Origin of the sequence: Acinetobacter seifertii, from assembly GCF_016064815.1 — a bacterium.
GTDB lineage: Bacteria > Pseudomonadota > Gammaproteobacteria > Pseudomonadales > Moraxellaceae > Acinetobacter > Acinetobacter seifertii.
This window is the reverse complement of record NZ_CP065820.1, coordinates 2,570,091-2,595,289: the sequence shown is the minus strand read 5'-3', so window position 1 is coordinate 2,595,289 and position 25,199 is coordinate 2,570,091. Positions and strand designations below refer to the sequence as shown.

The 25,199-nt window shown below is 36.7% G+C and carries 29 protein-coding genes; 15 read left to right on the top strand and 14 right to left on the bottom strand.

All coding sequences use genetic code 11. The annotated features are described in order from the left end of the window. Positions 1-8 precede the first annotated feature (8 nt). The 5 genes from paaK (at position 9) to I8T81_RS12010 (ending at position 4,068) form a co-directional block, all read left to right on the top strand. Entirely contained in the window at positions 9-1,298 is a 1,290-nt protein-coding gene (paaK, locus tag I8T81_RS12030; RefSeq protein WP_004702409.1) for a phenylacetate--CoA ligase PaaK, read from the top strand. Between the two features lie 53 nt (positions 1,299-1,351). Continuing rightward, entirely contained in the window at positions 1,352-2,317 is a 966-nt protein-coding gene (gene paaX, locus I8T81_RS12025; protein WP_000062822.1) for a phenylacetic acid degradation operon negative regulatory protein PaaX, read from the top strand. Next, complete coding sequence (locus I8T81_RS12020; protein ID WP_198071290.1) at positions 2,304-2,909, top strand: DapH/DapD/GlmU-related protein; 606 nt, start codon at positions 2,304-2,306, stop codon at positions 2,907-2,909. The genes paaX and I8T81_RS12020 overlap by 14 nt, the downstream gene beginning before the upstream one ends. A 75-nt stretch (positions 2,910-2,984) precedes the next feature. Next, entirely contained in the window at positions 2,985-3,368 is a 384-nt protein-coding gene (locus I8T81_RS12015; protein WP_198071289.1) for a PaaI family thioesterase, read from the top strand. A 163-nt stretch (positions 3,369-3,531) separates the two neighbouring features. Then, positions 3,532-4,068 carry an SMI1/KNR4 family protein gene (locus tag I8T81_RS12010; protein WP_198071288.1) on the top strand — a complete coding sequence of 179 codons (537 nt, stop codon included), beginning with the start codon at positions 3,532-3,534 and terminating at the stop codon, positions 4,066-4,068. Between the two features lie 172 nt (positions 4,069-4,240). On the opposite strand, the gene I8T81_RS12005 is transcribed toward I8T81_RS12010, so the two are convergent. From I8T81_RS12005 to I8T81_RS11995, 3 genes are read right to left on the bottom strand one after another with little or no spacing between them, the layout of a single operon-like run. Beyond that, entirely contained in the window at positions 4,241-4,675 is a 435-nt protein-coding gene (locus I8T81_RS12005) for a hypothetical protein (protein WP_191102749.1), read from the bottom strand. Beyond that, the gene (locus I8T81_RS12000) at positions 4,672-4,875 is read right to left on the bottom strand and encodes a hypothetical protein (protein WP_198071287.1); all 204 of its coding nucleotides are present in this window, start codon (positions 4,873-4,875) and stop codon (positions 4,672-4,674) included. The genes I8T81_RS12005 and I8T81_RS12000 overlap by 4 nt, the downstream gene beginning before the upstream one ends. Continuing rightward, positions 4,863-5,558, bottom strand: a complete 696-nt coding sequence (locus I8T81_RS11995) for an Ntn hydrolase family protein (protein WP_198071286.1) — start codon at positions 5,556-5,558, stop codon at positions 4,863-4,865. The genes I8T81_RS12000 and I8T81_RS11995 overlap by 13 nt, the downstream gene beginning before the upstream one ends. Before the next feature lie 76 nt (positions 5,559-5,634). Between I8T81_RS11995 and I8T81_RS11990 the strand changes: the two genes are divergently transcribed. The 5 genes from I8T81_RS11990 (at position 5,635) to I8T81_RS11970 (ending at position 9,150) form a co-directional block, all read left to right on the top strand. Continuing rightward, complete coding sequence (locus tag I8T81_RS11990; RefSeq protein ID WP_198071285.1) at positions 5,635-6,009, top strand: hypothetical protein; 375 nt, start codon at positions 5,635-5,637, stop codon at positions 6,007-6,009. After that, positions 6,002-7,330: a glycoside hydrolase family 19 protein gene (locus tag I8T81_RS11985; protein ID WP_198071284.1), complete on the top strand. Its 1,329-nt coding sequence runs from the start codon at positions 6,002-6,004 to the stop codon at positions 7,328-7,330. Before I8T81_RS11990 ends, I8T81_RS11985 begins: the two co-directional genes overlap by 8 nt. Next, positions 7,327-7,866 (top strand): hypothetical protein, encoded by a 540-nt coding sequence (locus I8T81_RS11980; protein WP_227602136.1) that lies wholly within the window; start codon positions 7,327-7,329, stop codon positions 7,864-7,866. The genes I8T81_RS11985 and I8T81_RS11980 overlap by 4 nt, the downstream gene beginning before the upstream one ends. Before the next feature lie 454 nt (positions 7,867-8,320). Continuing rightward, complete coding sequence (locus tag I8T81_RS11975) at positions 8,321-8,713, top strand: hypothetical protein (protein WP_198071283.1); 393 nt, start codon at positions 8,321-8,323, stop codon at positions 8,711-8,713. 5 nt (positions 8,714-8,718) lie between these two features. After that, positions 8,719-9,150, top strand: coding sequence for a hypothetical protein (locus I8T81_RS11970; RefSeq protein WP_198071282.1), 432 nt, complete (start codon positions 8,719-8,721; stop codon positions 9,148-9,150). A gap of 15 nt (positions 9,151-9,165) precedes the next feature. Here I8T81_RS11970 and I8T81_RS11965 read toward each other — a convergent pair whose 3' ends face one another. The 5 genes from I8T81_RS11965 to I8T81_RS11945 form a co-directional block, all read right to left on the bottom strand. Next, complete coding sequence (locus I8T81_RS11965; RefSeq protein ID WP_198071281.1) at positions 9,166-9,588, bottom strand: hypothetical protein; 423 nt, start codon at positions 9,586-9,588, stop codon at positions 9,166-9,168. A gap of 61 nt (positions 9,589-9,649) precedes the next feature. Beyond that, a complete protein-coding gene (locus tag I8T81_RS11960) occupies positions 9,650-10,231 on the bottom strand; it encodes a histidine phosphatase family protein (protein WP_198071280.1) in 582 nt (193 codons plus the stop codon). A 1-nt stretch (position 10,232) separates the two neighbouring features. Then, positions 10,233-10,673, bottom strand: coding sequence for a hypothetical protein (locus I8T81_RS11955; RefSeq protein WP_198071279.1), 441 nt, complete (start codon positions 10,671-10,673; stop codon positions 10,233-10,235). Between the two features lie 112 nt (positions 10,674-10,785). Continuing rightward, on the bottom strand, positions 10,786-11,742 hold the full coding sequence (locus I8T81_RS11950) for a hypothetical protein (protein WP_198071278.1): 957 nt from the start codon (positions 11,740-11,742) through the stop codon (positions 10,786-10,788). 83 nt (positions 11,743-11,825) lie between these two features. Beyond that, positions 11,826-12,818, bottom strand: a complete 993-nt coding sequence (locus tag I8T81_RS11945; protein ID WP_227602134.1) for a DUF4238 domain-containing protein — start codon at positions 12,816-12,818, stop codon at positions 11,826-11,828. 695 nt (positions 12,819-13,513) lie between these two features. Between I8T81_RS11945 and I8T81_RS11940 the strand changes: the two genes are divergently transcribed. Together I8T81_RS11940 and I8T81_RS11935 are read left to right on the top strand one after the other, a co-directional pair. After that, positions 13,514-14,098, top strand: coding sequence for a TetR/AcrR family transcriptional regulator (locus I8T81_RS11940; RefSeq protein WP_198072776.1), 585 nt, complete (start codon positions 13,514-13,516; stop codon positions 14,096-14,098). Positions 14,099-14,333: 235 nt separating this feature from the next. Beyond that, positions 14,334-15,674, top strand: a complete 1,341-nt coding sequence (locus I8T81_RS11935) for an aspartate aminotransferase family protein (protein ID WP_198071276.1) — start codon at positions 14,334-14,336, stop codon at positions 15,672-15,674. A gap of 154 nt (positions 15,675-15,828) precedes the next feature. On the opposite strand, the gene qhpR is transcribed toward I8T81_RS11935, so the two are convergent. The 3 genes from qhpR to I8T81_RS11920 all read right to left on the bottom strand — a co-directional run bounded on the left by qhpR (position 15,829) and on the right by I8T81_RS11920 (position 19,573). Then, positions 15,829-16,863, bottom strand: a complete 1,035-nt coding sequence (gene qhpR, locus I8T81_RS11930; protein WP_198072775.1) for an AraC-like transcriptional regulator QhpR — start codon at positions 16,861-16,863, stop codon at positions 15,829-15,831. Positions 16,864-17,171: 308 nt separating this feature from the next. Continuing rightward, positions 17,172-18,497 (bottom strand): HAD family hydrolase, encoded by a 1,326-nt coding sequence (locus I8T81_RS11925; RefSeq protein WP_198071275.1) that lies wholly within the window; start codon positions 18,495-18,497, stop codon positions 17,172-17,174. Positions 18,498-18,571: 74 nt separating this feature from the next. Continuing rightward, positions 18,572-19,573: a phosphotransferase enzyme family protein gene (locus I8T81_RS11920; RefSeq protein ID WP_198071274.1), complete on the bottom strand. Its 1,002-nt coding sequence runs from the start codon at positions 19,571-19,573 to the stop codon at positions 18,572-18,574. A gap of 181 nt (positions 19,574-19,754) precedes the next feature. Between I8T81_RS11920 and eat the strand changes: the two genes are divergently transcribed. Beyond that, positions 19,755-21,170, top strand: a complete 1,416-nt coding sequence (gene eat / locus I8T81_RS11915) for an ethanolamine permease (protein ID WP_198071273.1) — start codon at positions 19,755-19,757, stop codon at positions 21,168-21,170. A gap of 54 nt (positions 21,171-21,224) precedes the next feature. On the opposite strand, the gene I8T81_RS11910 is transcribed toward eat, so the two are convergent. Further along, entirely contained in the window at positions 21,225-22,112 is an 888-nt protein-coding gene (locus I8T81_RS11910; RefSeq protein ID WP_198071272.1) for a LysR family transcriptional regulator, read from the bottom strand. A gap of 106 nt (positions 22,113-22,218) precedes the next feature. Here I8T81_RS11910 and I8T81_RS11905 point away from each other — a divergent pair, with 106 nt between their 5' ends. Beyond that, a complete protein-coding gene (locus tag I8T81_RS11905; protein ID WP_198071271.1) occupies positions 22,219-23,139 on the top strand; it encodes an alpha/beta hydrolase in 921 nt (306 codons plus the stop codon). 24 nt (positions 23,140-23,163) lie between these two features. After that, on the top strand, positions 23,164-24,078 hold the full coding sequence (locus I8T81_RS11900) for an alpha/beta hydrolase (protein ID WP_022574867.1): 915 nt from the start codon (positions 23,164-23,166) through the stop codon (positions 24,076-24,078). A gap of 268 nt (positions 24,079-24,346) precedes the next feature. Here the strand turns inward: I8T81_RS11900 and I8T81_RS11895 are convergent, their stop codons facing one another. Beyond that, positions 24,347-24,700 (bottom strand): hypothetical protein, encoded by a 354-nt coding sequence (locus I8T81_RS11895; protein ID WP_022574868.1) that lies wholly within the window; start codon positions 24,698-24,700, stop codon positions 24,347-24,349. Next, positions 24,697-25,047, bottom strand: a complete 351-nt coding sequence (locus I8T81_RS11890) for a hypothetical protein (RefSeq protein ID WP_198071270.1) — start codon at positions 25,045-25,047, stop codon at positions 24,697-24,699. Before I8T81_RS11890 ends, I8T81_RS11895 begins: the two co-directional genes overlap by 4 nt. Between the last annotated feature and the right edge of the window lie 152 nt (positions 25,048-25,199).

Genomic DNA, 25,199 nt, shown 5'->3' with positions numbered 1-25,199 from the left:
GATAGGCGATGGACAGCCTTACAACGGATAATGTTGAACAATTAACACTTGCAGAGCTTAGAGAGCTGCAAACTAAACGGTTAAAGCAAACCCTGACTTTTGTATATGAAAATAGTCCGGTGTATAAGAAAAAGTTCGATGAAGCAGGTGTACATCCTGACGACTTCGTAACTTTAGACGATCTGGCAAAGTTTCCATTTACCACCAAACAGGATTTAAGAGACAACTATCCGTTTGGGATGTTTGCTGTGCCACAAGAACAGATTGTGCGTTTACATGCATCATCGGGTACAACGGGTAAACCGACCGTGGTGGGTTATACCCAAAAAGATATTAATACTTGGTCGGACATTGTTGCGCGTTGCTTACGCATGGCAGGTTTAACCGCGAAAGATATGGTTCAGGTTGCTTATGGCTATGGACTATTTACAGGTGGTCTAGGTGCACATTATGGTGCCGAGCGCTTAGGTGCAACGGTTATTCCAATGTCTGGCGGGCAAACTGAAAAGCAAGTTCAGCTTATTCAAGACTTTAAACCGACTGCAATTATGGTTACGCCATCGTATTGCGTGAGCATTATTGAAAAGCTCGAACAACAATTTGGTACTGCACGCAATACGTCTTTAAAAGTTGGTATTTTTGGTGCCGAGCCGTGGACCAACGAACTGCGCCGTGAAATTGAAGAACGCCTCAATATTAAAGCACTCGATATTTATGGTTTGTCTGAGGTAATGGGGCCGGGTGTTGCGATGCAGTGCTTAGGTGAGGGCGAAGGGCTAACCATTTGGGAAGATCATTTCTACCCGGAAATTATTAACCCTGAAACAGGTGAAGTCTGTAAAGATGGCGAACTTGGTGAGCTCGTCTTTACCACCATTACCAAAGAAGGTTTACCGATTATTCGTTACCGTACCCGTGATTTAACTCGTTTACTGGCGGGAGAAAATCTGGCGATGCGTAAAATGGATAAAATTGTTGGCCGTAGTGACGACATGCTGATTATTCGCGGCGTGAACGTTTTCCCTACCCAAATTGAAGAGCAAATTTTGCAAGTTCCGCATTTAGTTCCAAATTATGAAATTTTGGTGACTAAAAAAGGCCATATGGATACTTTGCATATTCGTACAGAGATGTGTCATAACTGTAATATACAGGCCAATCAACTTGCTCAGGAGTTGATGAAACGCATTAAAACCATGATTGGGATTAGCGTTACTGTAGAAGTTGTTACAGAAGCGACCTTACCTCGTTCGGAAGGTAAGGCAAAGCGAGTAATCGATATGCGTCAGATTGCTTAACATCAAGATCATTCAGGGTATAGAATCTATACCCTGAAACTAAACGCCAAGACATGAGTATGAGTGCAAAAATACAGCAAATAATTGATTCTGTTGTAAAGAATGAAACCTTAAGTGGAACTTCGCTTATTTCGACAATTTTTGGAGATTCAGTACTTCATCGGGGTGGAAACATTAGTCTTGCAAGCCTGATTCAGTTATTAGAGCTATTTGGTTTTAATGACCGTGCTGTAAGAACCTCTGTTTTTCGTTTAGTTAAAAATGATTGGTTATGTTCGGACAAAATCGGCAGAACCAGTTTTTATCGCATTACCGATTCAAGCCGCTCGACCTATTTGCAGGCCGAGCAACGTATTTATAACGACCAGATGAAAGAGTGGGACCATTATTGGGATCTTATTCTGATGTCTAGCCTCGACACTGAAAATAAAGCGTTGTTAAAGAAAGAACTCGAATGGTTAGGATTTGCCAATATTTCGACAAACTTAATGGCTTATCCGGGCTGTAACCGTATTGAACTGCAACGCTTGTTGGTTGACTTAAATATGAGTGAGCAAGTGGTGGTGTTTAAAGCCGAAACCTTGCAGCTCTTTAATAATTCGGTCGATACCATTGGCCGTATGCTCAGAACCAACTGGCCAATCGATGAATTACGTCAAAGATATTTACAGTTTCTCGATATTTTTAGAGAAATTGGTGTGTTGCTGATGCAGGAAAACGAACAACTTGAACCTGTTCAGGCCTTTCAAATTCGAACTTTGCTGATTCATTATTATCGACGTATTTTATTGAAAGACCCTGCATTACCGCTTGAGTTGTTGCCAACTGACTGGCCCGCGATTAGTGCACGAACGTTATCAATGAACATTTATAAAAAAGTATTTGAACCTGCGGATGAATACTTCTTGTCTGTTGCCGCAACAGCAGAAGGACCAATGCCAAATGCCACAGCACATTATTGGCGCCGTTTCGGAGGTTTGGTGGCGACAAATGAGAGGTTAAATCATGCCTTGTTATAGTATTGACGGTGTTATTCCAGTCGTCAGCCCAGACGCTTTTGTACACCCAACTGCTGTTTTAATTGGTGATGTGATTATTGAAGCGGGCGTATATGTAGGGCCATTTGCTTCATTGCGTGCCGATTTTGGCCGTATCCATATTAAGCAAAATGCCAATATACAAGATAGCTGCACCATACATGGCTTTCCGCAAAGCGTGACTTTAGTTGAGGAAATGGGGCACATAGGGCATGGCACAACTTTACATGGCTGCCGCATTGGAAAAAATGTTTTGGTCGGCATGAACAGCGTAATTTTGGACTATGCCGAAATTGGTGAAAATACCATTATTGGTGCAAATAGTCTGGTCAAAACCAAAGACATTATTCCGGCAAATGTATTGGCAATGGGTAGTCCAGCCAAGGTTGCACGTGATTTATCAGAACAAGAAAAAAAGTGGAAAACCAGAGGCACGCAAGAATACATGGAGCTTGCACAGCGCTGCTTAAACTCAATGCAAGAGGTTCAGCCTTTAACTTCAGAGTTGGATGGCCGCCTGACCTATAAGGACTTTAGTTCTTCAAACTATCAGATTAAACAAGATAGCGTTTAATGGCTTTTAATCAGTCGATTTCAATACACATAGATTTAACATTTAAGGAATACTCGCACGAGTAGGGAGACGTTTGTGCAAAAAATGGAAACCACTGCGGTTGATCAATTCGCAGAGTTATTGGGTGTTCAAGTGCTGCATCGCAGTTTTGATGAAGCGCGTTGCAAGCTTAATGTGAAAGACGAACACATGAATGCCTTGGGCGGTGTACATGGCGGTGTCATATTTTCTTTAGCTGATATTGCTTTTGCAATGGCTTGTAATGCAGGGGATACGCCATATACTGGCCTACAGGCTGACATTCGCTATATGAGCGGTGCGAAAGATAGGGTGTTACTTGCAACGGCAACAAAGGTCGGAAGTAGTAAAAAATTCGCGCATTATGAAGTTGTGATAACAGACGGTTTGAATAATAGAGTCGCTTTATTTACGTCTACGTGTTATAGGCTTGCGCCGTGATATGGGGTTAGTTTTGAGCAGAGTGCTCAGGCTAGTTTAATTTTGACACATTTGCCAAATTAAAAGTCTCTAAAAAATTAAGAGGCTTTTATATATTTTATATAAAAATCAAAATGTATTAATCTGTAATTTATAGAGATATAAATTAAATTGGATAACTAACATGGATATTGCTGCTTTTAGTGATTATGGCGAAATAGATGCAAAAATTATTGAAAATTATGCTGAAACATTAGCCTTTAAATTTCCAAAATCTTACGTTCAATTATTAAGTAAACACAATGGCTTAACACCTGAAAAGAACTATTTTCAATTTTTAGATCACAATGATGAAATCACAGATAGAGTTATTAGTTTTTATAGCTATGGTTATGAAAAGATAGAGATTTGGGATGAAGATGACCGTAAAAAATATAATGAATCTATCAAAGAGTATGAAGCAATTGAGTTAAATCAGCCTGAAGAATATATGTATGATGAATATATGTATAAAAATATGGTAATTATAGGTGATTGTGCTGGTGGTGACCTTATAGCTTTTGATTATAGAGATAATCTGAATACGGATGAGCCTGCTATTACTCTAATTTATCATGATGATCTTATTGCAATATCACCTACTCAAGATAAGTTGAGAACTATAAAAATAGCAGATAGCTTTAATTCTTTTATAGCATTATTGAAAGAAGATGATTTTTAAATATTTCTGAAATTAGAAGAACCAAATTGAACAGTTTGTCACGAGTTGATTATATTCCAAAGCTAAGTCATGGTTATTGTACTTAGCTTTGACTTATTGGGAAGGGTATACTTGAGTTAGACTTCATTTAAAATCTAATCAACTTTTATAAATAATGAGTTGTGAAGGGGTTTTATTTTTCAGGGTCTAGATAAACAACACCTAAATTAACTTTTTTATAAGGTCTGAATTCACCTTCATCAGCTTTTATTCTTTTATATTTCTCCTCAGAATAGTCTATATCTTTTACCTTAAACCCCTCAAAACTAATATAAATTAAAGCAGCCATATTAGAGTATTCCTGCATGTCTGGTTTAAAAAAGTAATATTTTTTTGCAATAGGCTTTAATGTAAAGCTACCATCTTTATTTGAAACAAGCTCGGGAGCGTCATTTGGAGTTAAACCATTAAATCCAATAAAGCCCTTTTGTTGTCTTAGAGGTTCTTTCGTAGCGTTATTATAAATATAGCCTGTCACTTCCGGAGTAAGATAAATTTCTTTCTGTGAGCAAGCTGTAAGAGTTACTGTCATACAAAAAAAGAGTAGCAGTGTTATTATTTTTTTCATTGTTTTGAGATTCCTGAAATAAATAAAAGCCCAGTTACATCTTTTTTATTTGCAACCATATTTTTATCCCAATTTGGAATTGTTGTTAAATTACCTTTGGCATATTTCATCAAATCTATTTCTCCTGATGTAGGATAGCTTGTCCCAGATTTTGGAACTTGCCAAATCTCTGATGAACTATGGTGTGTTATTGAATCCATGATCCTTCCAAGGGAAGTTTTTCAAATCTTTCTGCTGGAAGTAATATGCCTTTACTTGTTCTTCTATCATGAAAATAAAAGTCGGTATGATGAGAAATAAGGTCATCAAATTTAAGTTGTTTTTGCCAAATGTACTTTATGAGGCAGACATGATAGCTAAAAAAATCTTCAAATTTACTAAAATCATTTGAAGAACGTAAATAGCCTCCAATTTTATTCCAAAAATTTTGATCAGGGTTCATGTTTGCCATCAATGCGACAAGGTTCATTGAATCAACTTCTTGGATCTTTATATGTTGAAACTCGATATTGATTTCTAAAATCGCATCTTTGGTAGTTTTGCCATTCTGATTAAACTCTTTTGCAATTAATAAGATGGTTGTCATTTCTGAAAAATGGCAAACGTCTTTTAAATTACAATATCTATAGTAGGTATTTTCTAATATCTGATCTAAATTTCTTTTATGTGATGTCTCTGTCATACATTCAATATAAAAACATTCAGCTATTAAGTAGTCGCCTGCTGAGGCAAAGAAGCCAAAAGGAATTTTTCTCAGTTTTTGATAGTTGTCATCTATTTTTAAAATAATATTTTCTTTTTCATTGCCATAATGTAATACACCTCTTCTGTCCGTTGCTAGAATGACAAAATCATTTAGGTTAAAAGCTATAACTAAAGACATAATAATTACAAATATTTTTTTAATATATAATATAATTTAGCAAAAAATTAAGCACTTGATAAATAGAGAATTTAAAATGGGCGGAAAATTTGTAGTTAGAGCAGGGCAACATAAGTTTGAAAGTGGTGAGAAAATTGTTTCGCCTGTGAATATATTGCCTTCTGCACCTAATGATTATAGTCGTAAATTTTTTATTCCTCCAAATACTGAATCAACAGAAAGTAATATTAAAGTTGGCCAACCTACTCATATTTTGGGACTTAGAACCGATGATCATAAACCTATTTTTTCAGAAAATATAAAACCAAATAATTCAGATGAAATCGTTAAAACAAATCGCTTTTATACGGACAAATCAACTAAAGCTATCGTTCATTTATTTGTAGACTTGCCTGTGATGAATATTCATGAAAGTGATGAAGAAGCAAGGGAGGAAGATTTAAATGGCTGATTTTATAGATGTAAATGTTTTAATTCTTGACTCTAATAATGAAAAATTTAAAGGTTTTCCATTTAGAGGGAAATTTTCTAATGAAACTGTGCAAAAACAGAAGATATGTGATGAGAACGGAATTTGTAAATTAACTCTAAAAGTTGGTACGGCTTATCAAATTTCTGTTTTAATGCCAGATGATAGTTACCAAGAAAAATTAGTCATTAACGCTATGGCAGGTTTAAACAACAGTACTCAAAAAATTGTTCTAGATGACCCAATTAATTCATATTTAGCATCTATCATTTTGACTGCAAAAGATATTAGTACTCCTCCACAAATTGTGCCTAAAGCACAAATCCAAATTAGTTATATGGGAAAAACCAGTATTCGAGATACGGATGATTCGGGTGTTCTTAAACTTAGAATATTGATTGGTGAACCACTACAATATCAACTTGTTGATCCACTTTCTAAAAAGCCAATGAAAGGTACTCATATAGATGAGACTATCGCTAAAAAAATGAAAAACGAGGTAATAGTAGTTCAACCATCAATCAGAGTTGATGCTAGTTTAGAGCCTGATAAGCCCGATACAACTACGCCTAAACCGCCTGAAAGCGATATGACGATTACTATGGCACAAATGCAAAAAATGTGGCCTGATGTTAAAAATACATCAAGCATGCAAACTGTTATAGATGAATTAAATATTGGTCTTAAAGAGTATAAACTTGATACTCGATTGAGGCAGGCTCATTTTATGGCACAAGCTCGTGCTGAATCAGGGCGATATTTCAAGCTTAGAGAAAATATTGCTTCGTATACAGAGAAAAATCTTTTAGATAATATGGGATATTATAAAAAACATCCTGCCGAAGCTAAAATTGATGCCGCAATAAAAGATAGGGCATTAAAAGAAAAAACTATTTGTAATAAAGCATATATGGATATAAATCGGGCAAAGAAATTGGCATTAGGAAATGTGAAGCAGGGGGATGGTTATAGGTTTATTGGTCGAGGAATGAAACAATTGACAGGAAGGTATAATTACACTCAGTTTAATAAATTTTATATGAAAGCTTGGCCTAATGAAAAACTAAATTTTGTGGAAAATCCAGAATTAATTGAGCAGCCTAAATATGCTGCAAGAACTGCTCTTGTCTATTGGTTAGCAAATAAACTGTATGATCTTGCTGATAAAGGTGCAATTCATGATTTTGTTGATTTAGTGACAAAGGGTGTTAATGCTGGAGCAACTGATAAAATGCTAGCAGAAAGACGAGAGTTATTTGATCAAGCAAAAAAAATCTTTAAAGGTATAGAAGGTAAAAAATGAGAATAATTAAATTAATGATGTTTATTAGTAGCTTTTTTATAGTATCAACTGGATATGCAGGTAGTTCAGTTGATACGGAAAAATTTTGTAAAACTCAAATTACTAAACTCACAGTATATACAAAAAATGATTTTGAACTTATTAGTAAATCATGTGATTCTGAAAGTAACCCTTTTATTGAAAACACTTTAGTTTCTAAAAATCAAAAAATTTTTTTAAATAAATACAGTATGGATGGTGGTGATAACCCTCAAAAACTAGCTGCGGTTAGTGTGTATACAAAGAAAAATAGTGAACCTATTTTAATTACTTTACATACTCAAGAATGGTGTTGTTATCCTTCACCTCAAGGGACTGTTTATTCTGTTGATTTATATAAAATAAAAAAGATAAATAATAATATAAAAATAGATCCAATAACTAATATTTTAGGTAAAAATAGTTCTGGATTAGATGGTGTTTCTGATGAATATTTGAGCTTTAAATTTAAAGATATAGCATCAATTAAAAAATGGCTGGAAAAAAATTATAAATAGCTAGATACTTTCAAATATGATTTTAGTTCCTTTAAAGCTGGGGGCATTTTTGTCCCCTATAACTTTAAATAATGCTAAAATAATAGAGAAAAACATGGCACAACAGAATTTATAGCAAATTATAGAGAGTACAAGTGAAAAAATATATATGGATTCTATTTATATTTTTATCTTTTAATGTATATGCCGATACAAATAAGTGTATTAATTTTAAAAAGGATTATAGTCATTATAATAATGAAAATATGTATGATTTGGATGCTTACTAACTGATTGTCATCAGAAATCTAAAAAAATAGAAACTTTTGGATATTTTGGAGATAGCCCTAAAGTAAATTATTACTTTTTTCAAAAAATAGACGGTGTTAATCGTTTATTTATTTCTACTTATGTTTTAACAGATCAGTATGAAGAAAATCCCAAATATGTATATGAAGATGGTAAGTATAATTTCATGAAAGTATTTGATTGTTATGACTTTACTTGTAAAACTAATAAAAAGATGACTGATTTTTTTGGTGATGGTGCTAATTTAATCGAAGTTAAAAGCTATAAAACAATGTGGAAATATCCTTATTCTGTAGCTAATGATGTAAAAAAAGAATTAAATTCCAATTTTTTTAAAAACTGGTGGAGTAATCAGTTAAAGTCCGGTGTTGTGAAAAATAAAACTGAAATTTATAAAGAGGCTGGGCTAAATTCTGAAAAAGCTGGTTATCTTATTTCTGGTGATAAATTTAATATTTCAGGTGTTTACTCTAGATGGTTAAATATTTCTTATGTTAGTAAGAATCATAAAACCATAACTGGTTGGATTCGCTGTGAAGATACGAATATTTGTAGTTGATTCTTATGAAAAAAACATTACTTCGTTTAATTGTAGTCCCATATAGCTTCTTTGCTGTAGCACCCGTTTATGCTGAAACTATATTTCAATGTACTACAAAAAATAATAAAGTAATAAAGGTCGTTGATGCGGATAAGACTATTCAATATTCTTTTGGCAAATCGCTGAAAACGCCTGAAATAGCACTCTCTATTCCTCGCAATAAAGTAACGACCTATCAATGGGCTGGCATAGGTCGTGATGAAAATTACTCAATTCAAATCCCAAATGGCAAGATCGTCTATGATGTTTTTCATAGCTTTGATAGAAGTACACGTAAAAACTCAGCCGGTATCAATGTAATGCAAGAAGATGAACAGCTTGCAACTGTAAGTTGTGATATGCGCAAGCCTATTATTAATAAATTAGAAGGTATTAAACTTCGATCAGAGTTCTAAAATCGACATAGCTTATCAGGTACTTAACTTATAACCAAAGTGATTAAGGCATACGTTAATTCCATTAAGTGAGTAGTCAGTACAACCTTTATGAATGCACTTGTTTTCTGAAAAGCCTTCATGAGCTAAAACAACTAAGAATTGCTTAATACTGTTTATTCGATTTTGGCTTAATGTTTGGTTCACAGTTGAAAGTTTAATTCCAAAAATAGGCGCTGTTGGTGTATCTGGATAACACTCGAAATACCATGCTTGCTCACACTCAGAGCAGGCATAATAAAACGTATCATAGTCAAATTTTGGATGAGTTTCTTCGCATGGAGCTTCTTCAATGATGTAGTGAGGAAACCTATTTTTCATTCCATAGTTATTGCTGAAAATATTTGAAAAGCTGTCAGGGCATACAAAAAATTCACTGACATTTTGACATTCACACATAGATTTTGTTCTTTAATAATTTCCTAAAATACTAAATGGAGATTATACGAAATTGATCAGTTCAATAAGTAAAAACCTGAGTGTTTCTAATTGGCTGATAAACCAGATTGTATCTAAATTGCCGCATCAAATCTTTTGAAATTGGTTGAGGTTGTTGTATTTGCATCATCAAAAGCTGTAAAAACTGTCCGTGACTAAACACAGCCAAATTCTTTTGGACATAATTTTCATTTAATACTTTTAACTTCTCATGGAAAGTTTGAACCCGCATATATAGATCTTCAAAAGATTCGGCATCATCTGCATCTTTATGCTGATAATCCATTTTCTCCCAATATGCATTTACCCAAGCTTTACGATCATCCATATTGGTATTGGCACATTTACGCTCTGACAAATAGCTAAACTCATGCAAATGCTCATCTACTTCAAAATTGAGATTATATTCTTCTAATAGTGGGGCGGCGGTTTGATGTGTACGCAAATATTGAGACACAATCACATGATCAATTTTAGGCAGTTTTGAACAGAGTGCTTGAGCTTGTTTATGCCCATGTTGACTTAAAGCAATTGAAGCATGTGAAAGGGTTTTTCCATTAATATTAGCTTCACTTTCAGCATGTCGGATTAGAAAAATACTCATATTAATTCCGTTTTGATAAAACTAATTCCTGACTTTCATTGTAAAAAGTTAAGGTATAGCTTTTTAAGGTTTTCCCATTCGAACTTATACAAAACTTTCCTGAGACTGGTACTTTCCATTCAGAGTCGACATTGCTTACCAAACCAATCCATGCGTGTCCATTAAAAGTAAATACTCGTTCCTTTTCTATATGGAAGTTTTCAAAATAAATAGCATCACACCAAAATTTATCAATATTATTAAAGTCTTTTTTAGAGAATTTCCAACAACTTAAAATTGAAAAGTTACTTTCAAACCATTCATCTTTGTAGTTGAGATTAATGTAGTTATGAATAGCCTCGGCCGTAAGTTTCTCTAATTGTAGAACTCTTCGCTGAATGCGTCTTTTACTCAAATAAATGAACTTTCTATATTGATCTTCTTGATATTCGTTTTTTTCCATAGTTTTAGATATTACTGATTTTGATTCAAAGCTAAGTCATGGTTATTGTACTTAGCTTTGGTTTTTTGAGAAGGGTATACTTAAGTTAGACTGCGCTTTAAATAACTAATAATTATTCTTCTAAAGAAACATTGAGTCTAAGAGGTTGACGCATTCGACTCTCAACATTAGTTTTAACATAGTCAGTATCAGGTTTCCCTAAAATTGCCACTAACAAGCGGCAAACCAAATGCTGCATTTGAAGTAGGACGTTTACACTGTTTGTAGTGGGCTGATTTCCACCATAAATTGAAAAACCTAGAGGCTCATCGAAGAATAAGGCTTCATGTATGGTATCGTTTCGTACAATTGAAATATCTGATTTATTATCATTAGTCATTGACCAACTAGGTGTTGGTATATCAAATTTTTCACACATCCATTGTATTCTTTCAGCATGATTTAATTTTTTATTTGGTTTTGATTTAGTCGCTATAATTTTAAAACAAGTATCAATAGCCATGTAAAGGTATTGAAATCTCTCGAATGGAAGATTTTGCGGAAACTGTGATAAAAAAAATGTATGTATTGCTGCAATAACTCGTTTGGTAGCACGAAAGTTTTCACGCTCTGCTTCTATGTAATCTAGGGCTAAATTAATAGCATCTTCTAATGTACAATCAGTCAATACAAAATCTACGAGTTTTCCTTGTTTTATCGGGGTTGCATCAAGGAAACCAGCCTCTTCTATAGTTAATCTCATTCCAGTGAAAAATGATAAGCACCACACTACAAAATCGAGATCATCCATATTTTGACTCTTAAAGAGTGTGAGAATATGAGTTTTTGGTAAACTAAAGATACGAGCTGTGTATGGTAAATCTTGTGTTTTTCCAGTTATAAAATCATGTTGTAAAGCTGGACCAGGATATATCCAATCTTTTTGTATATTAGGGTCATTTTTAATTAGTTCTAGATTTTCTTCGAAGTTAGCTAGTGTTTGGATAGAGAAGCGTTCAGTAGTTAAATTATATATTTTAGGATAGTAGCCAAACTCGGCGGAAACCCCATTATTAATTTCTGTTTGCATAGTATTGGCTTCTTTAAATAATTCTGATTAATTAACTGAAACTTTTAATATATTTGAAATTAAAAGCGTACTGTTTAAGTTAGCTATTTTTTTATTTCTCTTATGTTTTTTAATCTTTTTCCAACCAATTTTTTATAAATTTTCAATTGATCTTCAGTAGTACCAATAATGTATTGATCGGCATAGAAAGCTAATTTTGTATTAACTTCCCTAACGAAATCTATTGATACGTAATTTATACCTTTTTTAAAGCGGTTAGATTTATTAATCATATAGCCCAATTTAGGGGAAATTGCATAAAAAAAGTCCGCCTCATTCTCAGATGGAACAGTCATATCATCTTCATTTATTGCTTCATGTATATTAATAATTGGATGATCTGATGTTATAAAATCTTCATTTGTTTCATTGATTAACAAGCAATGTATATCAATTTTTCGTGTTTCGAAAAAACTTTTTCCTAAATTCATACCAAGCATATAACTAATAAACCACCAAGATTCTTTATAAACTTTCTGTACTTCTGGGTTTGTCTGAGTAGCTAAGATTTTATCTCTGAATGGTTTAGTCCTAGCAATTTGGTGTCCCCAATAGCTCATAAAATTAATCATATTTTGAATGTCATCCAAAACGGATATATCGTGATTTTGTAAGCTTTTTAGGATAACACTAACCCTTTCTTCAATATCTGTATGAATATTTTCTATTGTATTGCTTTTGAATGCTTCAATATAAGCTTGGACTTTCTCATCTTTTTTTCCCGATTTTATGTACAGAGATTCTATTGCTTGAAATTGTAAGAATGAGTCTAGGCCAAACTTATGTAGCTTTTGTAGTTCTACTGATGAGCTACTCGATATAGATTTGATTAGTTCCAAATGTTGTTTTGTAATAAACTGGTATTTGTAGAAGTCTTTTTCCTTAAGAATTGCTTTAACACTGTCACGAGCTATTTTAAGTTTCTTTGTTGTATACCATACCTGTGAACTATTTATAGTGGACCAATTTTTTAAGTAATTGGCCCACACATAGTGATTTTCTCTTTTTAATTCTAATTGTTTCGATGTCATTTCCATTTGATGATTTAGTACCATTTTAAAAGATCATTAAAATTAACCTAGTATAGTTTATAACAAATATTTATCACCCACCCAAAACAGCCTCCCAAGGCTGTTTTTTATACCCACTTAACAATAACCCCTTCATTATTTAGCCTTACTTTTCTAATGATTTAATTTAAAACAAATGGCATTTTGTGTGCTTGACGGCAAAAGAGTTGAGCACTATTCTTTGCCTGCTGGCCACATTGCCAGTCGGTCGTCGCGGACCGCAGTAAGAACACATCAGATATATTCCTTTCTGAGGAATAGTCATATGTGTTACTCCTAGTCTCCTCCCGTTGCGGTAGGACGGGAGTGGGACACCTTCGGGTGTGCTGGAGTCTTACCCAGTCCGCGAACCCTCTTCCGTTCTGCCACCATAATTTCTATTCATGTCGGCAGAACTCCCAATAAAAAGGAGTTGGCTTTGCACATCCATTATTTCTTGGCACCGAGTGCCAAAAGCTATAACGACACAGCTTAAAAAATCAAAGCAGCTTGAACGCCTTAAGGTTTTCAGGCTTAAAGTCTTTTTTACTTAAAACTTAGCAACAACAAACTTGAGATGTGCCAAGCACAGTCTTTACGGCTTTGCTGTGCCTTTTTTCTCCCAAAAGGGGCACAGGCTTTTTTCTCTTTTAGAAACAACAAGAATTTATAACGGAAAAATTATGCGAAATTTAGAAATCTCTTCCAAAAAACTACAGGTTATTCAAACCGCAATTCAACTCTTTACTACTCGTGGCTTTCACACTGTAGGTGTAGACCTGATTGCTAAACAATCCCAAATCACCAAATCTACGTTTTATAAATATTTTGGCTCAAAAGAACGCTTAGTTGAAATGTGCATCGCCTTTCAAAAAAGCCTGCTCCGAGAGAAAGTGCTCGCTATTATTTACTCAAGCCGTTATTACGCGTCAAAAGATAAACTCAAAGAAATTATAGTTTTACATACCAATTTAAACAGCCTCTATAACCTTTTACTAAAAGCTATTTTTGAAATAAAACTACTTCACCCGCAGGCTTACCGTATGACGGTTGAATATCGAAAGTGGCTGTGCCATGAAATTTTTGATCTGATTTTTAGCGGAGAAATCCGTGAGCCACAATTCGATGCCAACATGGTGGTAAACCTGATAGACGGTTTACTGCTACAGGTTTTAGGCTCGCAAAGTTTGGAGGAAAGAGATGTAGTGTTGGATTATTTTTTAAATTCTTTTGTTAGAAACTTTAGCCCACGATTAGGGGAAGCATAAGCTCTAATGATAAATAGCGATTAGATGAGCTTTGAGAGTTGCAATAACAGAGCAATAAGTTGACTTCAAATCGTGGCTTAAGTGGTCTGAGGTCAAGTTTTTTTAAAGATACTTCAGCAATATGGTTTGCGTAACTTCAATCAAATACTGAAATATTTCGAATCAGCGTATGAGTTGCCTACATCAGTCATCGTGTCACGCAAAAGTATGCTGAATATAAATAGAGGAGTCATTCATGGGTACGCGTTCAACCATTATGGATACCAATAGCTTTCGTCCAGAACATGCTGCTGAGCTGGACCATGCTACCCGCAAACTGACCGATAAAAGAAATAAAATTTTAGGTGAATCCTATCGCTTGTTTTATCGTAATCCCGTGCATCTGGTGAAAGGACAGGGGCAATATTTATGGGATGCAGCAGGTCATAAATATCTAGATGTTTACAACAATGTTGCCAGCATTGGTCATTGTCATCCTGCGGTGATTGAAGCGGTAAATGAGCAAATGAAAATGCTCAATACGCATACCCGCTATTTACATGAAAATATTTTGGATTATACCGAAGAACTTTTACAAACCACTCCCGATGAAATTGACCGTGCCATGTATATGTGTACGGGTTCGGAAGCGAATGATTTAGCGATTCGTATTGCCCGTGAATATAGCGGCGGCACAGGAATCATTGTGTCTCAAGAATCGTATCATGGAACCAGTAGTTTAACCTCAGGATGCTCTCCAGCACTTGGAACTGAACAACCTTTAGATGCGACAACTCGTTTAGTTCCAGCACCTGATTATTATCGGGTTCAAACTGATGATTTAGGTGCATGGTTCGCGCAGCAAATCCAGCAACAAATTGACGATATGAATGCAAAAGGCATTAGGTTTGCAGGTTTTTTGGCGGACTCAATATTTTCTTCTGACGGTGTAATGCCTAATCCTGTTGGGTTCTTACAAAAAGCGGTTGATGTCGTGCATGCCAATGGCGGTATTTTTATTGCTGACGAAGTACAACCGGGTTTCGCGCGCACTGGCGATTCTTTTTGGGGTTTTGGTCGTCACAATGTTGTGCCTGATATCATTACCACAGGTAAACCAATGGGTAACGGCGTGCCAGTGTCAGGGCTTTTAGCCAAGAGTGAAGTCCTCGCTGCTTTCAGCGATAAAATTCCATATTTTAATACTTTTGGCGGTAATCCTGTTTCTATGGCAGCGGCACAGGCTGTACTTAAAGTCATTCAGGAAGAAGAATTGCAAACCCATAGTAAATATGTGGGAGGGCTACTTCTCAAAGAACTCACTAAACTTATGGACAAACATGAGATGGTCGGCGATGTCCGTGGCGCTGGTCTGTTCATAGGGTTTGAACTGGTTAAAGATAGAGCCACAAAAGAGCCGAATAAAGCATTGGCTTTGAACCTTATTGAAGAGCTTAGAAATACTCATCGAGTTTTAACCTCAGTTGCAGGTCCTTATGGCAACGTATTAAAACTGCGCCCACCTTTGGCTTTCCAAATAAAAGATATCGATTGGTTAGTCGGTGCTTTGGATCAAGCCTTAACAAAATTAAAGTAAGTCACTTTAAATATAAAAAATGCCCTTCAAGTTGGATGTTAAATCTAATTTGAGGGGTATTTTGTTGTTCAATTATTTTATTCGTCTTTAGAAGTTATCTCGAATTGCGTAAATAATAAAAAGGCCTTTATTCAAGGCCTGTATTTGCAATGTTTTAGTGTCTTAATTGACGTGGTGTAACACCAAACCAGCGTTTAAACGCACGAGATAAAGCACTTACTTCTGAGTAACCTAATAAGAATGCCATTTCTGAAATAGGAATATTTTTCTGTTTAATATAATGCTCGGCCAACTCACAACGAACTTGATCAACTAAATGGGTAAAGGTGAGTCCTTCATTTTTTAAACGGCGAGTAAGGGTGCAGCTCGTTAAACCAATATCATGAGCGATTTTTTCAAGGTTGGGTTCACCTTCACTCAGTTCAAGTTGGATGTGGGAACGAACCTGATCTGCAAGACTTTGACTTGGTGACGCGCGATTGAGTAGGTGCAACGTATCTAGAATCACTGTTAATAAAATAGAATCACGCCCCGGCATAGTATGCTGGACGTCTTTTTTTGAAATGATGATGGAGTTAAAAGGTTGATCAAAATAAACAGGCGCGTTAAATAGTTTGCTGTGTTCTTGCCAGAATTCAGGTCGAGTATGCTCAAAGTGAATCGCGCGTGGTGAATAATGAGGGCCCATCACGTCACGAATCACATTCATAAACATGCCCATGGTTAGTTCTGCATCTTGGCGGCGCGTTAAAATTGCACCGTGTTGAACTTGATAATCTATACGCCAGCTATCTCCCAAATCGACCATTCGATTGAGGGTATCTTTCTGATGCAAATAAAAATTATTGGTCATGTTCATGAGTGCAGACTCTAATGTATTTGAGCAAAGACCAATGTACCCAATGAGCCCTAATGATTTCGGTTGAAACTGTTGACCATAATGCAGACCAAAATTATCACAACCTGAAACCAGTGCTGCCTGTTCAAGCACCTTGCAATAATTGGGGAGTTGTAAGCTTAAAGTTGGGCTGATTAAAAGTTCAGGATTAATACCACTAATTCCTAAAACGCGATCAACATCGGCACCTTTTTGACAAATAAACTCGCTTAATCCAGAGGCAGCTGCAGACAATACACCTTGATTACACATATTTGAGTCGACAAGATGAGCTGGGTTGAGATGTAACATGTCAAGTCTCATGATATTTATTCCTACTATTCTTATATTAAGCAAAAGCCATACCAGTTTTTGCTTACGTCCTTGATTTTGTTTTGTTAAAAGTTTTTATAAAATAATGACTTATGTGTTGCTGTTTTAAGTTTCAGGCTTGATTCTTTAAGAAGAGATCAAGAGTTGTATTTAACGTGGGGGTAGCGAACTAAAAGAAGGCAGAAAATGCATTAGAGATAGGCAAAAAGGGTAGAACTAAAACAAGAAATTAAGCGGCTTCTCATGCATACAACATGTATTGTAGGCATGAGAAAATAAGTGAAATACTAATTTTTTGTAGTTTTTGCCGTTTGCGCGCCATAACTTAAACTGGCCATTGAGGGTCTAAATTGACCTGTATTGGCATCGCGGCCCTGTAGTAAGAACTTAGTATTGGCTTGACCATAGCCTTGCACAGCCTGCTGAGAAAACTTTCCAATATCAGAGCTTGGGCTGCGCAATCGATTGATAATCAGAACCTTCTGAGTCATCGCAAAATCTTGCATCATATTTTGATCGCCTTCACTGTCACCTGCGATAAAAATTGGCCCATAACCATATTTAGAGACTAAAAAACGTTGAATGGTTGCGGTTTTGCCTTTACCTTGAGTTTGCGCATAGCCATGACGAAACTCGGGTAAAATTCGATTTTGTGCATCTCGTTCCAACTCCATGGCATAGGCATTTTTTTCATTAATGTTATAGCCGATCTCTGGATTAGAAATAATTTCCTTAATCACATCAATAAAAGATGCCGAACAGACATAGACATCAATGCCATTATCCTGAAAGGCCTTAAATAGATTTTGCATTTCTCGGTATGGTCTTAAACCATTTTCCCACGTGGTTTTAACAACACCTGATTGGCCTGAAAGCGCTGCTGGGGAAGTCCATGTAACAGGGCCAATCGGTTGCTGCATTTGCCAAGCCACTGTTGCTTTCACCAAATTACGGACTTCTTGTTCGGTAAGCCCAGTAAACAAATAAGTGACCCACGGATATGCAACTTCATGATCAAACGTGTCTCCAATTGCCGCATATAGATATCTCATTTTAGTAATGAAATCGAGATAATGCGGATCTTGTTTAATTTGATTGAGACTTTGCTTACCTTTTAGACCGCTATAGTGGTGATAAAGCCATGTGTAGCTGGCAATAATATCTGGGGCAATTTTATCAATATTGACGGCTTGGCCTTGCTGGTTATTGTAGGCCGCTTCAAAATTTTGCGAGCTAATTCCTTTACGAATAATCTGATTAAGCTGCTCTGGCGTGACATTAAACGCTAAGTGTTCAAGCTGATAAATTAAAGTTGCTTCTTCGATGTCTAAAAATACCGAGGTATTGTCAAAGTCAGTGACAATATATGGTCGTTTTTCAGGGTTATAGTTCGGGCTATCTTTTCCATAGGTAGCAATTAATTGATTTAGCTGGTCAAAGTTAAAAGCGTCCCATTGACCTTTTTGGATATATTCCTTTTTTTGAATAGCGATTGGGGGAGATGTGCTTTGTATAGGGTTATAGTTACATGCGCTTAGGGCAATCATGCTTGCCAGACTACTGGTGAGTAATAGTGCTTTGGCAACTTTGCTCAGTTGATGGGTAGCTTGCATAAACCCTTCCTTTAAACTCTATAAAATTTAAAAACTAAAAATTGAAAATGAAGAAAAGCGATCTAAATCACTTTTCAAATTCCGACAGGCATTTGTCCGTTTAGATATTTTTTACAAAGACGCACAGTTTCATTGGACCATTGATCGTCAAGACTTTGAGCCATTTCTGTTTGTGCGTGAGAACCATTCCAAGCCATCATTTGAATGCGGCGTTGCATAATAAAAGTCGGAATCATTTCATATTCTTCAGACTGAATATGACCTACGCGCTCGTAGCCTTTTAACCAGTAATCAACCCAATGCGGCGCATTTGCATAATGTTCATTGAAGCTAATTGCAGCGGCGAGGTCATGCATAAACCAGCTCATGCCGCAGTCATCAAAATCGATTACACCGATACGTTCTTGTTGTAGTAATAGATTGGTTAAACGCAAATCAGCATGAATCAGTCCATAGCGTTCTTGGGTTTTGCCAAAGAAATTTAAATCTTTCGCAATTTGTGCAATGGCTTCTTCAATCACGCCGTGATCTTGTGGTCTTAAGTGAGGTGCATTTTTCCAGTTTCCCCAGTGTCCATCTGCACCAACCATGGTTTCATGATTCCATACAATACGTTGAAAGTTTTCAGGCGCTTGCCATGTCTTACTATGTACGTGCAACTTTGCGGTAATTTGTCCTAATTGTTCAAATGCAGTGGGGTCAACTTCAACCGTCGGCATATCGCCCTCAACCCAGTTAAAAAGAACTGCATAACGACAAATATCATTTGATAGTTTCAAGGTAATGACGCGTTCACCCGATTGATCTGCAATCGCAACAGGAACTTGGATTCCACTCGCATTTAAAGCATCTAACCATTCAAGCTCACTTTGTATATCCAGTTTGCTGTGATAGTTGGGGCGGTGAATTCGAAGTGCATATCGGGCAGACCCAGTCGAAACCTGAAACGTTGCATTTTCAGACTGACACAATAGTTTGACCTGTCCTTGATAGTCTGATGGATACTGCTTAATTGCTTGTTCTGCAAGTATTTGTAATTGAACTTGGCTTAAAAATTCATTTTGTTCTACAGACATAACCCATCTCCTCAATTTAATTTTTAAACACGTTTTGTGTTGAGATGCCGTCGATCTTATAAAAGAAAAAATGAATCAACTTGACTTCAAGTGGTCGGGGAGATGTTTTGCTGTCAAGTTTTATGAATATCTTTTGCGCAACTATTGGTGGTGTAAATTTGGTCGATAAGGCAATACGACAATGAAAGAGTCTGAATTAAGCGTAGAGGTTGGTGCTTTACAACAGGACGCAGAGTATTTTGCAAAACGTCAGTTAAAAAAGGGGGCAGTAGGTTGGTTACTTTTAGTGGGGCTAGGTGTCTCTTACGTCATTTCGGGTGACTTTGCGGGTTGGAATTTTGGACTGGCACAAGGCGGCTGGGGTGGACTCTTTATTGCAACAGTCATCGTGGCGTTTATGTATCTGTGCATGAGCTTTGTGATGTCCGAGATGTCAACCATGTTACCTACCGCTGGCGGTGGCTATAGTTTTGCCCGCGTTGCATTTGGTCCTTTTGGTGGATACCTCACAGGGACTGCGATTTTAATTGAATATGCAATTGCACCTGCTGCCATTGCCGTATTTATTGGGTCATATTGCCAATCACTCTTTGGAGTTGGCGGTTGGGCTGTTTATTTAATTTGCTATTTAGTTTTTATGGGCATTCATCTCAAAGGTGCAGGTGAAGCGCTTAAAATCATGTTTGGAATTACCGCCGTTGCTTGTATTGCACTGGTCGTATTTATTGTCGCGATGCTTCCCCATTTTGACAGCGCACGGTTATTTGATATTCCAGTCAGTTCTCATGCAGGTGCAAGTCAATTTTTACCATTTGGCTATATGGGAATATGGGCCGCAGTACCTTATGCCATCTGGTTTTTTCTTGCGGTTGAAGGGGTCCCACTAGCAGCCGAAGAAGCAAAAGATCCAGTACGTTCATTGCCACGAGGCTTGATTGGTTCAATGCTGATATTGGCATCGTTTGCACTTTTAATTTTATTTTTAGGTGCAGGCGCTGCGGGTTCAAATGCTTTAAAAAATTCAGGAGCACCTTTAGTTGACGCACTGATTGCGGTATATGGTCAGCACACATGGTTGGCAAGCTTTGTTAACTTTGTGGGTCTTGCGGGACTTGTCGCAAGTTTCTTCTCAATTATTTATGCCTATTCACGTCAGATCTTTGCATTGTCACGTGCGGGATATTTACCAAAAAACTTATCACTTACCAATGAAAATAAAGCACCATATTGGGCCATTATCATTCCAGGCCTTATTGGCTTCTTACTCTCTTTAACAGGTGAGGGTGACTTACTCATTTTAATGGCAGTATTCGGTGCAACCATTTCTTATGTGTTGATGATGCTTTCACATATTAAATTACGTTTGTCTCGCCCTGAATTACCACGCCCTTATAAAACGCCTGGTGGAATGTGGACGTCTTGCATTGCCTTGATTCTTGCTGCTGTTGCTGTCGTTGCAGGGTTAATGGTAAATCCAAAAGTTTGGTTATTGGCCGCGCTGATTTATGTCGGATTTATACTCTATTACTTGTTATATAGCCGTCACCATTTGGTGAAAGGCACGCCTGAGCAAGAGTTCGCCATGATTGATGACTAATTTTAAGTGGGTTAAAAATAAAGAGGCTTCGGCCTCTTTTTAGCTTTTACTAAGTTAAATCTCACTCAATGTATCTTTAACAATTTTAAAGGCAGGGGACATTAACCGACGGCTCGTATAAAACAAGTAAAAAGGCGGCAAGGTAACAGCGTGTTGGTCTAATAAACTGACTAATTTTTTTTCCTCTAAAGCTGGTTTCACTAGAAAGTAGGGCAAATAAGCTACTGCGCAACCATCAAGTACAGCATCAAGCATTTCATCTAAACTGGTCATGACCAGTTGAACGGGGCCTCTAAAAAATACACTTTTATTTTTATCTTTAAATTCCCATGCCATTAAAGAGTTATCTGTTAAAAGACGAATATAGATGCCTTTGTGTTTTTTTAGATCGTCTATAGATTGTGGCGTTCCGTACTTTTCTAAATATTCAGGAGAAGCGACCAATCGAAAGGGAATTTCTTTACTAATTGGAACCGCAATTAAATCTTTTTCTACCAAGTTTCCAACACGTACCCCAGCATCATATCCTTCTTTTGCAATATCAATTCGTCTGTTTTCAGACGTCAGTTCTAACGATATATCGGGATATTGTTTTACAAGCTTTTTAAGCTTTGGCCATAAATAATACTTAATGGTAAATGCATCTGCAGAAATACGTACATGACCACTTGGTAAGTCTTTCATAGAACTAATTTGTTCTATGCCTAAGTCGATATTTTCAATACTTTGACCAACAAGCTCAATAAGGCGCGAACCTGCTTCTGTAAGGGTGAGACTACGGGTAGAACGGTTTAATAGCTTTATCCCTAACTGTGCTTCAAGATTATTAATACTCTGGCTTACAGCCGATTGGGTAACACCCATATATGCCGCAGCTTTCGTAAAATTTTTAGTTTTTACTACTTCAGAAAATGTTTTTAAATCATTCAGATTAATTTTCATGATTCATAAGTTCTACTAATAGTTACGATCAGATTATAGCATCTAATCAGACTAATCTTTGCTTGTTACTATGTTTTTCATGAAGTTCAACACAGGTGAGTCAACAATGAAAAACGTAAAAATCAAAGCACCTTATTGGGAAATCGCAGCAAATCTCTATTTCCCAGAAAATTTTGATGAAAGTATTCAATACCCAGCAATTATTAGTGGACACCCAATCGGAAGCTGTAAAGAACAAACCTCTGGAAATGTATACGGTGCAGCATTAGCAAAAGCTGGCTTTATTGTGATTGCATTTGATGCAAGTTTTCAGGGTGAAAGTGGCGGTGAACCACGTTCAACAGAAAATCCGGTACTTCGTGTAGAAGACTTCCGTTTAGTGACTGATTATTTAATGACGCTTAACTATGTCGATGAAAACCGAATTGGCGTATTAGGAATTTGCGGGGGCGGTGGTTATGCACTCAATGTTGCCATGACTGAAAAACGGATTAAGGCAGTTGCTACAGTAGACGCCGTAAATTTTGGTCGCTTGTCGAGAGAAGGCTTTAGCAACTGGAATCCTTTGGAGAAACTAGAGCTTATTGCAAAACAACGTACTGCCGAAGCTCGCGGAGAAACAAGAAGAATCGATGATTTGCTGCCAAGTTCTGTTGAAGAAGCCAAATCGGCTGGAATAACAGATATTGATGTACTAGAAGCAACAGACTATTACAAAACCGATCGTGGCTATCAACTAAATGGTGTTGCTAAAACATTATTTTCACATTCGGCTGTGGCAATTGGTTGGGATGCATTTCACTTAGCTGAAGTATTACTTACACAGCCTTTATTGCTGATTACAGGTGATAAGGTCGGTGGTTTTGGTTCATATCGAGACAGTTTGGAAATCTATGGTCGAGCACGTTCACAAAATAAAGAGCTTGTGATTGTAGAAGGTTGGTCTCACTACGATTTATATGACAAGCCTGAACCAGTGGCACAAGCATTAGCAAAACTCATCCCATTTTTTCAAAAAAATATCTAAGTTAAGCCTAAAAAGGAGCTAACCATGAATACAGTTAAATTTCAAAATTCAAATGGTCAAGATATTACTATTGCAGCAAATATTCACTATCCATCAAACTTTGATGAAACACAAAAGTACGTAGCAATTGTTGTTGCTCATCCGGGTGGAGGCGTAAAAGAGCAGACCGCAGGTTTGTATGCGTCCAAGCTCGCTGAACAAGGTTTTATTGCGATAGCATTTGATGCAAGTTTTCAGGGCGAAAGTACAGGTTTACCTCGCCAGTTAGAAAACCCTTACATTCGCACAGAAGACATTAGTGCCGTGATTGATTACTTAACCACCTTAAGTTATGTCGATCAAAACCGTATTGGGGCGATGGGTATTTGTGCGGGCGGTGGATATGCCGCAAATGCAGCAATCAATGACCGCCGTATTAAAGCAGTAGGTACGGTAAGTGCAGTGAATATTGGTTCAATGTTCAGAAATGGTTGGGAAAACACAGTTAAAGATGCAGATGCTATTCCATATATCCAAGCGGGTTCAGATGCGCGTACAGCAGATGCAAATAGTGGAAATGTTGCAACCATTCCGCTTGCACCTTTAAAAGAAGAAGATGCTCCGAATGAAGAGCTTCGTCAAGCGTGGGAATATTACCATACGCCAAGAGCTGAGCACCCTAACTCACCAGGGGTTGCAACCGCCCGTAGCTTAACTCAAATTATTACTTACGATGCTTATAACAAAGCCGAAGCTTTCTTAACTCAACCATTAATTGCAATTGCTGGAAGTGTTGCAGGTAGTAAATGGATGAGTGAAGACCTAATTCAGCGCGCTGCAAGTCAGGATAAAACTTTACATATTGTTGAAGGTTCAAACCACATGGAGTTATATGACATTCCTAAATATGTAAATGAAGCTTCGAACGTACTTGCAGATTTCTTTAAAATGAAATTATAGAATTACCACTATTCATTTAATAAAAGCCCGTTAATGGGCTTTTATTATTTAAACAGGAAAAGATGTTGGAGCGTTTTCTAAAAGTTTTGGTTTGCGTAAGTAGCCATTGCGACAAGTTAAAGCGTATATGGCAACTTTGGGGTAAAGCGATAGGCATCTATGGTTGCAGCCAAGTGCTAATTAATTACAGAGCCGCCACATGGGTTCATTTTTACCACTGCTACAGAGAGTAAGAAGGTGTAGGCGTTAACGGGGCGGCTTAAGGGAATTAAGGATTGATCTTGCCACGTCGTGCATCCACGACATAATTGCCATCCACACAATTAATTGATATCAGATTACCACTCTCATCAACATAGTCAGCATTTAAAACCGAACTACATGGATGTTGTTGCAGTCTCAGCGCACTAGCCACAGCCTCTAATATTTCGGTCTGAGTTGCAGCACGCTCGGTTGGCATCTTTGGCATTTCAGCTATTTGATTGGCATTAAAATAAACATTTTGCGTAAAACCGAGTAATTGACCAAGTAAGGCTTGAGACAATTCTTGTTGGGTCTGCGCATTAACATTGCTAATCAGCATTGCTGAAACAAACCCAAATAGGCAAATGCGTGATTTCATTTACCTTTAACCTCACCTGTTAGAGGCAATACTTGATAGCTTTCCCCGCCAGCACACTTCACCGATATTTTTGAACCATTGGCATCTAGTGCACGAGCGTCAACCACACTATTGCAGTTTTTACCACGAACTCGAACACCAGCCGCCACACCATTATAAAGTTCAGCTTTCGTCAACGGATGTCCTTTAGGAAATTGAGGCATATCCGCTGCTTTTTTTATACCTGTAAATGCATTGTATACAAAAGCTCTCAAGCCCAAGTGAGTTGCATCCATAGGGGCTTCCTCGGCGTGAACAGCAGAGACCAATAACAAACCTGTAAGCAATGCGATAACGTTATATTTCATATAAGTAATTCTTGTAAAGTGAATCGAGCGAATACTCACATAAACGCTTTTTATAGTCAAGAAAGTTGACCATCACCTTATTATTTTTCTTCTAATAAAATAATAACTTAATAGTTTTTCAAGTGCGCTGCATAGTGAAGAGGTACAGTTGA

Bases quoted from the DNA above. Each gene is read 5' to 3' on its own strand.
- I8T81_RS11995 (WP_198071286.1), bottom strand. From the start codon at position 5,558: ATGTCTTTAGTTATAGCTTTTAACCTAAATGATTTTGTCATTCTAGCA.
- I8T81_RS12020 (WP_198071290.1), top strand. From the start codon at position 2,304: ATGCCTTGTTATAGTATTGACGGTGTTATTCCAGTCGTCAGCCCAGAC.
- I8T81_RS11945 (WP_227602134.1), bottom strand. From the start codon at position 12,818: ATGGAAATGACATCGAAACAATTAGAATTAAAAAGAGAAAATCACTAT.
- I8T81_RS11935 (WP_198071276.1), top strand. From the start codon at position 14,334: ATGGGTACGCGTTCAACCATTATGGATACCAATAGCTTTCGTCCAGAA.
- I8T81_RS11955 (WP_198071279.1), bottom strand. From the start codon at position 10,673: ATGGAAAAAAACGAATATCAAGAAGATCAATATAGAAAGTTCATTTAT.
- I8T81_RS11950 (WP_198071278.1), bottom strand. From the start codon at position 11,742: ATGCAAACAGAAATTAATAATGGGGTTTCCGCCGAGTTTGGCTACTAT.
- I8T81_RS11920 (WP_198071274.1), bottom strand. From the start codon at position 19,573: ATGTCTGTAGAACAAAATGAATTTTTAAGCCAAGTTCAATTACAAATA.
- qhpR (WP_198072775.1), bottom strand. From the start codon at position 16,863: ATGTTACATCTCAACCCAGCTCATCTTGTCGACTCAAATATGTGTAAT.
- I8T81_RS11925 (WP_198071275.1), bottom strand. From the start codon at position 18,497: ATGCAAGCTACCCATCAACTGAGCAAAGTTGCCAAAGCACTATTACTC.
- I8T81_RS12010 (WP_198071288.1), top strand. From the start codon at position 3,532: ATGGATATTGCTGCTTTTAGTGATTATGGCGAAATAGATGCAAAAATT.
- I8T81_RS11890 (WP_198071270.1), bottom strand. From the start codon at position 25,047: ATGAAATATAACGTTATCGCATTGCTTACAGGTTTGTTATTGGTCTCT.
- I8T81_RS11970 (WP_198071282.1), top strand. From the start codon at position 8,719: ATGAAAAAAACATTACTTCGTTTAATTGTAGTCCCATATAGCTTCTTT.
- I8T81_RS11975 (WP_198071283.1), top strand. From the start codon at position 8,321: ATGAAAGTATTTGATTGTTATGACTTTACTTGTAAAACTAATAAAAAG.
- I8T81_RS12000 (WP_198071287.1), bottom strand. From the start codon at position 4,875: ATGGATTCAATAACACACCATAGTTCATCAGAGATTTGGCAAGTTCCA.
- I8T81_RS11990 (WP_198071285.1), top strand. From the start codon at position 5,635: ATGGGCGGAAAATTTGTAGTTAGAGCAGGGCAACATAAGTTTGAAAGT.
- paaK (WP_004702409.1), top strand. From the start codon at position 9: ATGGACAGCCTTACAACGGATAATGTTGAACAATTAACACTTGCAGAG.
- I8T81_RS12005 (WP_191102749.1), bottom strand. From the start codon at position 4,675: ATGAAAAAAATAATAACACTGCTACTCTTTTTTTGTATGACAGTAACT.
- I8T81_RS11980 (WP_227602136.1), top strand. From the start codon at position 7,327: ATGAGAATAATTAAATTAATGATGTTTATTAGTAGCTTTTTTATAGTA.
- I8T81_RS11940 (WP_198072776.1), top strand. From the start codon at position 13,514: ATGCGAAATTTAGAAATCTCTTCCAAAAAACTACAGGTTATTCAAACC.
- I8T81_RS11910 (WP_198071272.1), bottom strand. From the start codon at position 22,112: ATGAAAATTAATCTGAATGATTTAAAAACATTTTCTGAAGTAGTAAAA.
- I8T81_RS11960 (WP_198071280.1), bottom strand. From the start codon at position 10,231: ATGAGTATTTTTCTAATCCGACATGCTGAAAGTGAAGCTAATATTAAT.
- I8T81_RS11900 (WP_022574867.1), top strand. From the start codon at position 23,164: ATGAATACAGTTAAATTTCAAAATTCAAATGGTCAAGATATTACTATT.
- eat (WP_198071273.1), top strand. From the start codon at position 19,755: ATGAAAGAGTCTGAATTAAGCGTAGAGGTTGGTGCTTTACAACAGGAC.
- I8T81_RS11895 (WP_022574868.1), bottom strand. From the start codon at position 24,700: ATGAAATCACGCATTTGCCTATTTGGGTTTGTTTCAGCAATGCTGATT.
- I8T81_RS11905 (WP_198071271.1), top strand. From the start codon at position 22,219: ATGAAAAACGTAAAAATCAAAGCACCTTATTGGGAAATCGCAGCAAAT.
- I8T81_RS11965 (WP_198071281.1), bottom strand. From the start codon at position 9,588: ATGTGTGAATGTCAAAATGTCAGTGAATTTTTTGTATGCCCTGACAGC.
- paaX (WP_000062822.1), top strand. From the start codon at position 1,352: ATGAGTATGAGTGCAAAAATACAGCAAATAATTGATTCTGTTGTAAAG.
- I8T81_RS11985 (WP_198071284.1), top strand. From the start codon at position 6,002: ATGGCTGATTTTATAGATGTAAATGTTTTAATTCTTGACTCTAATAAT.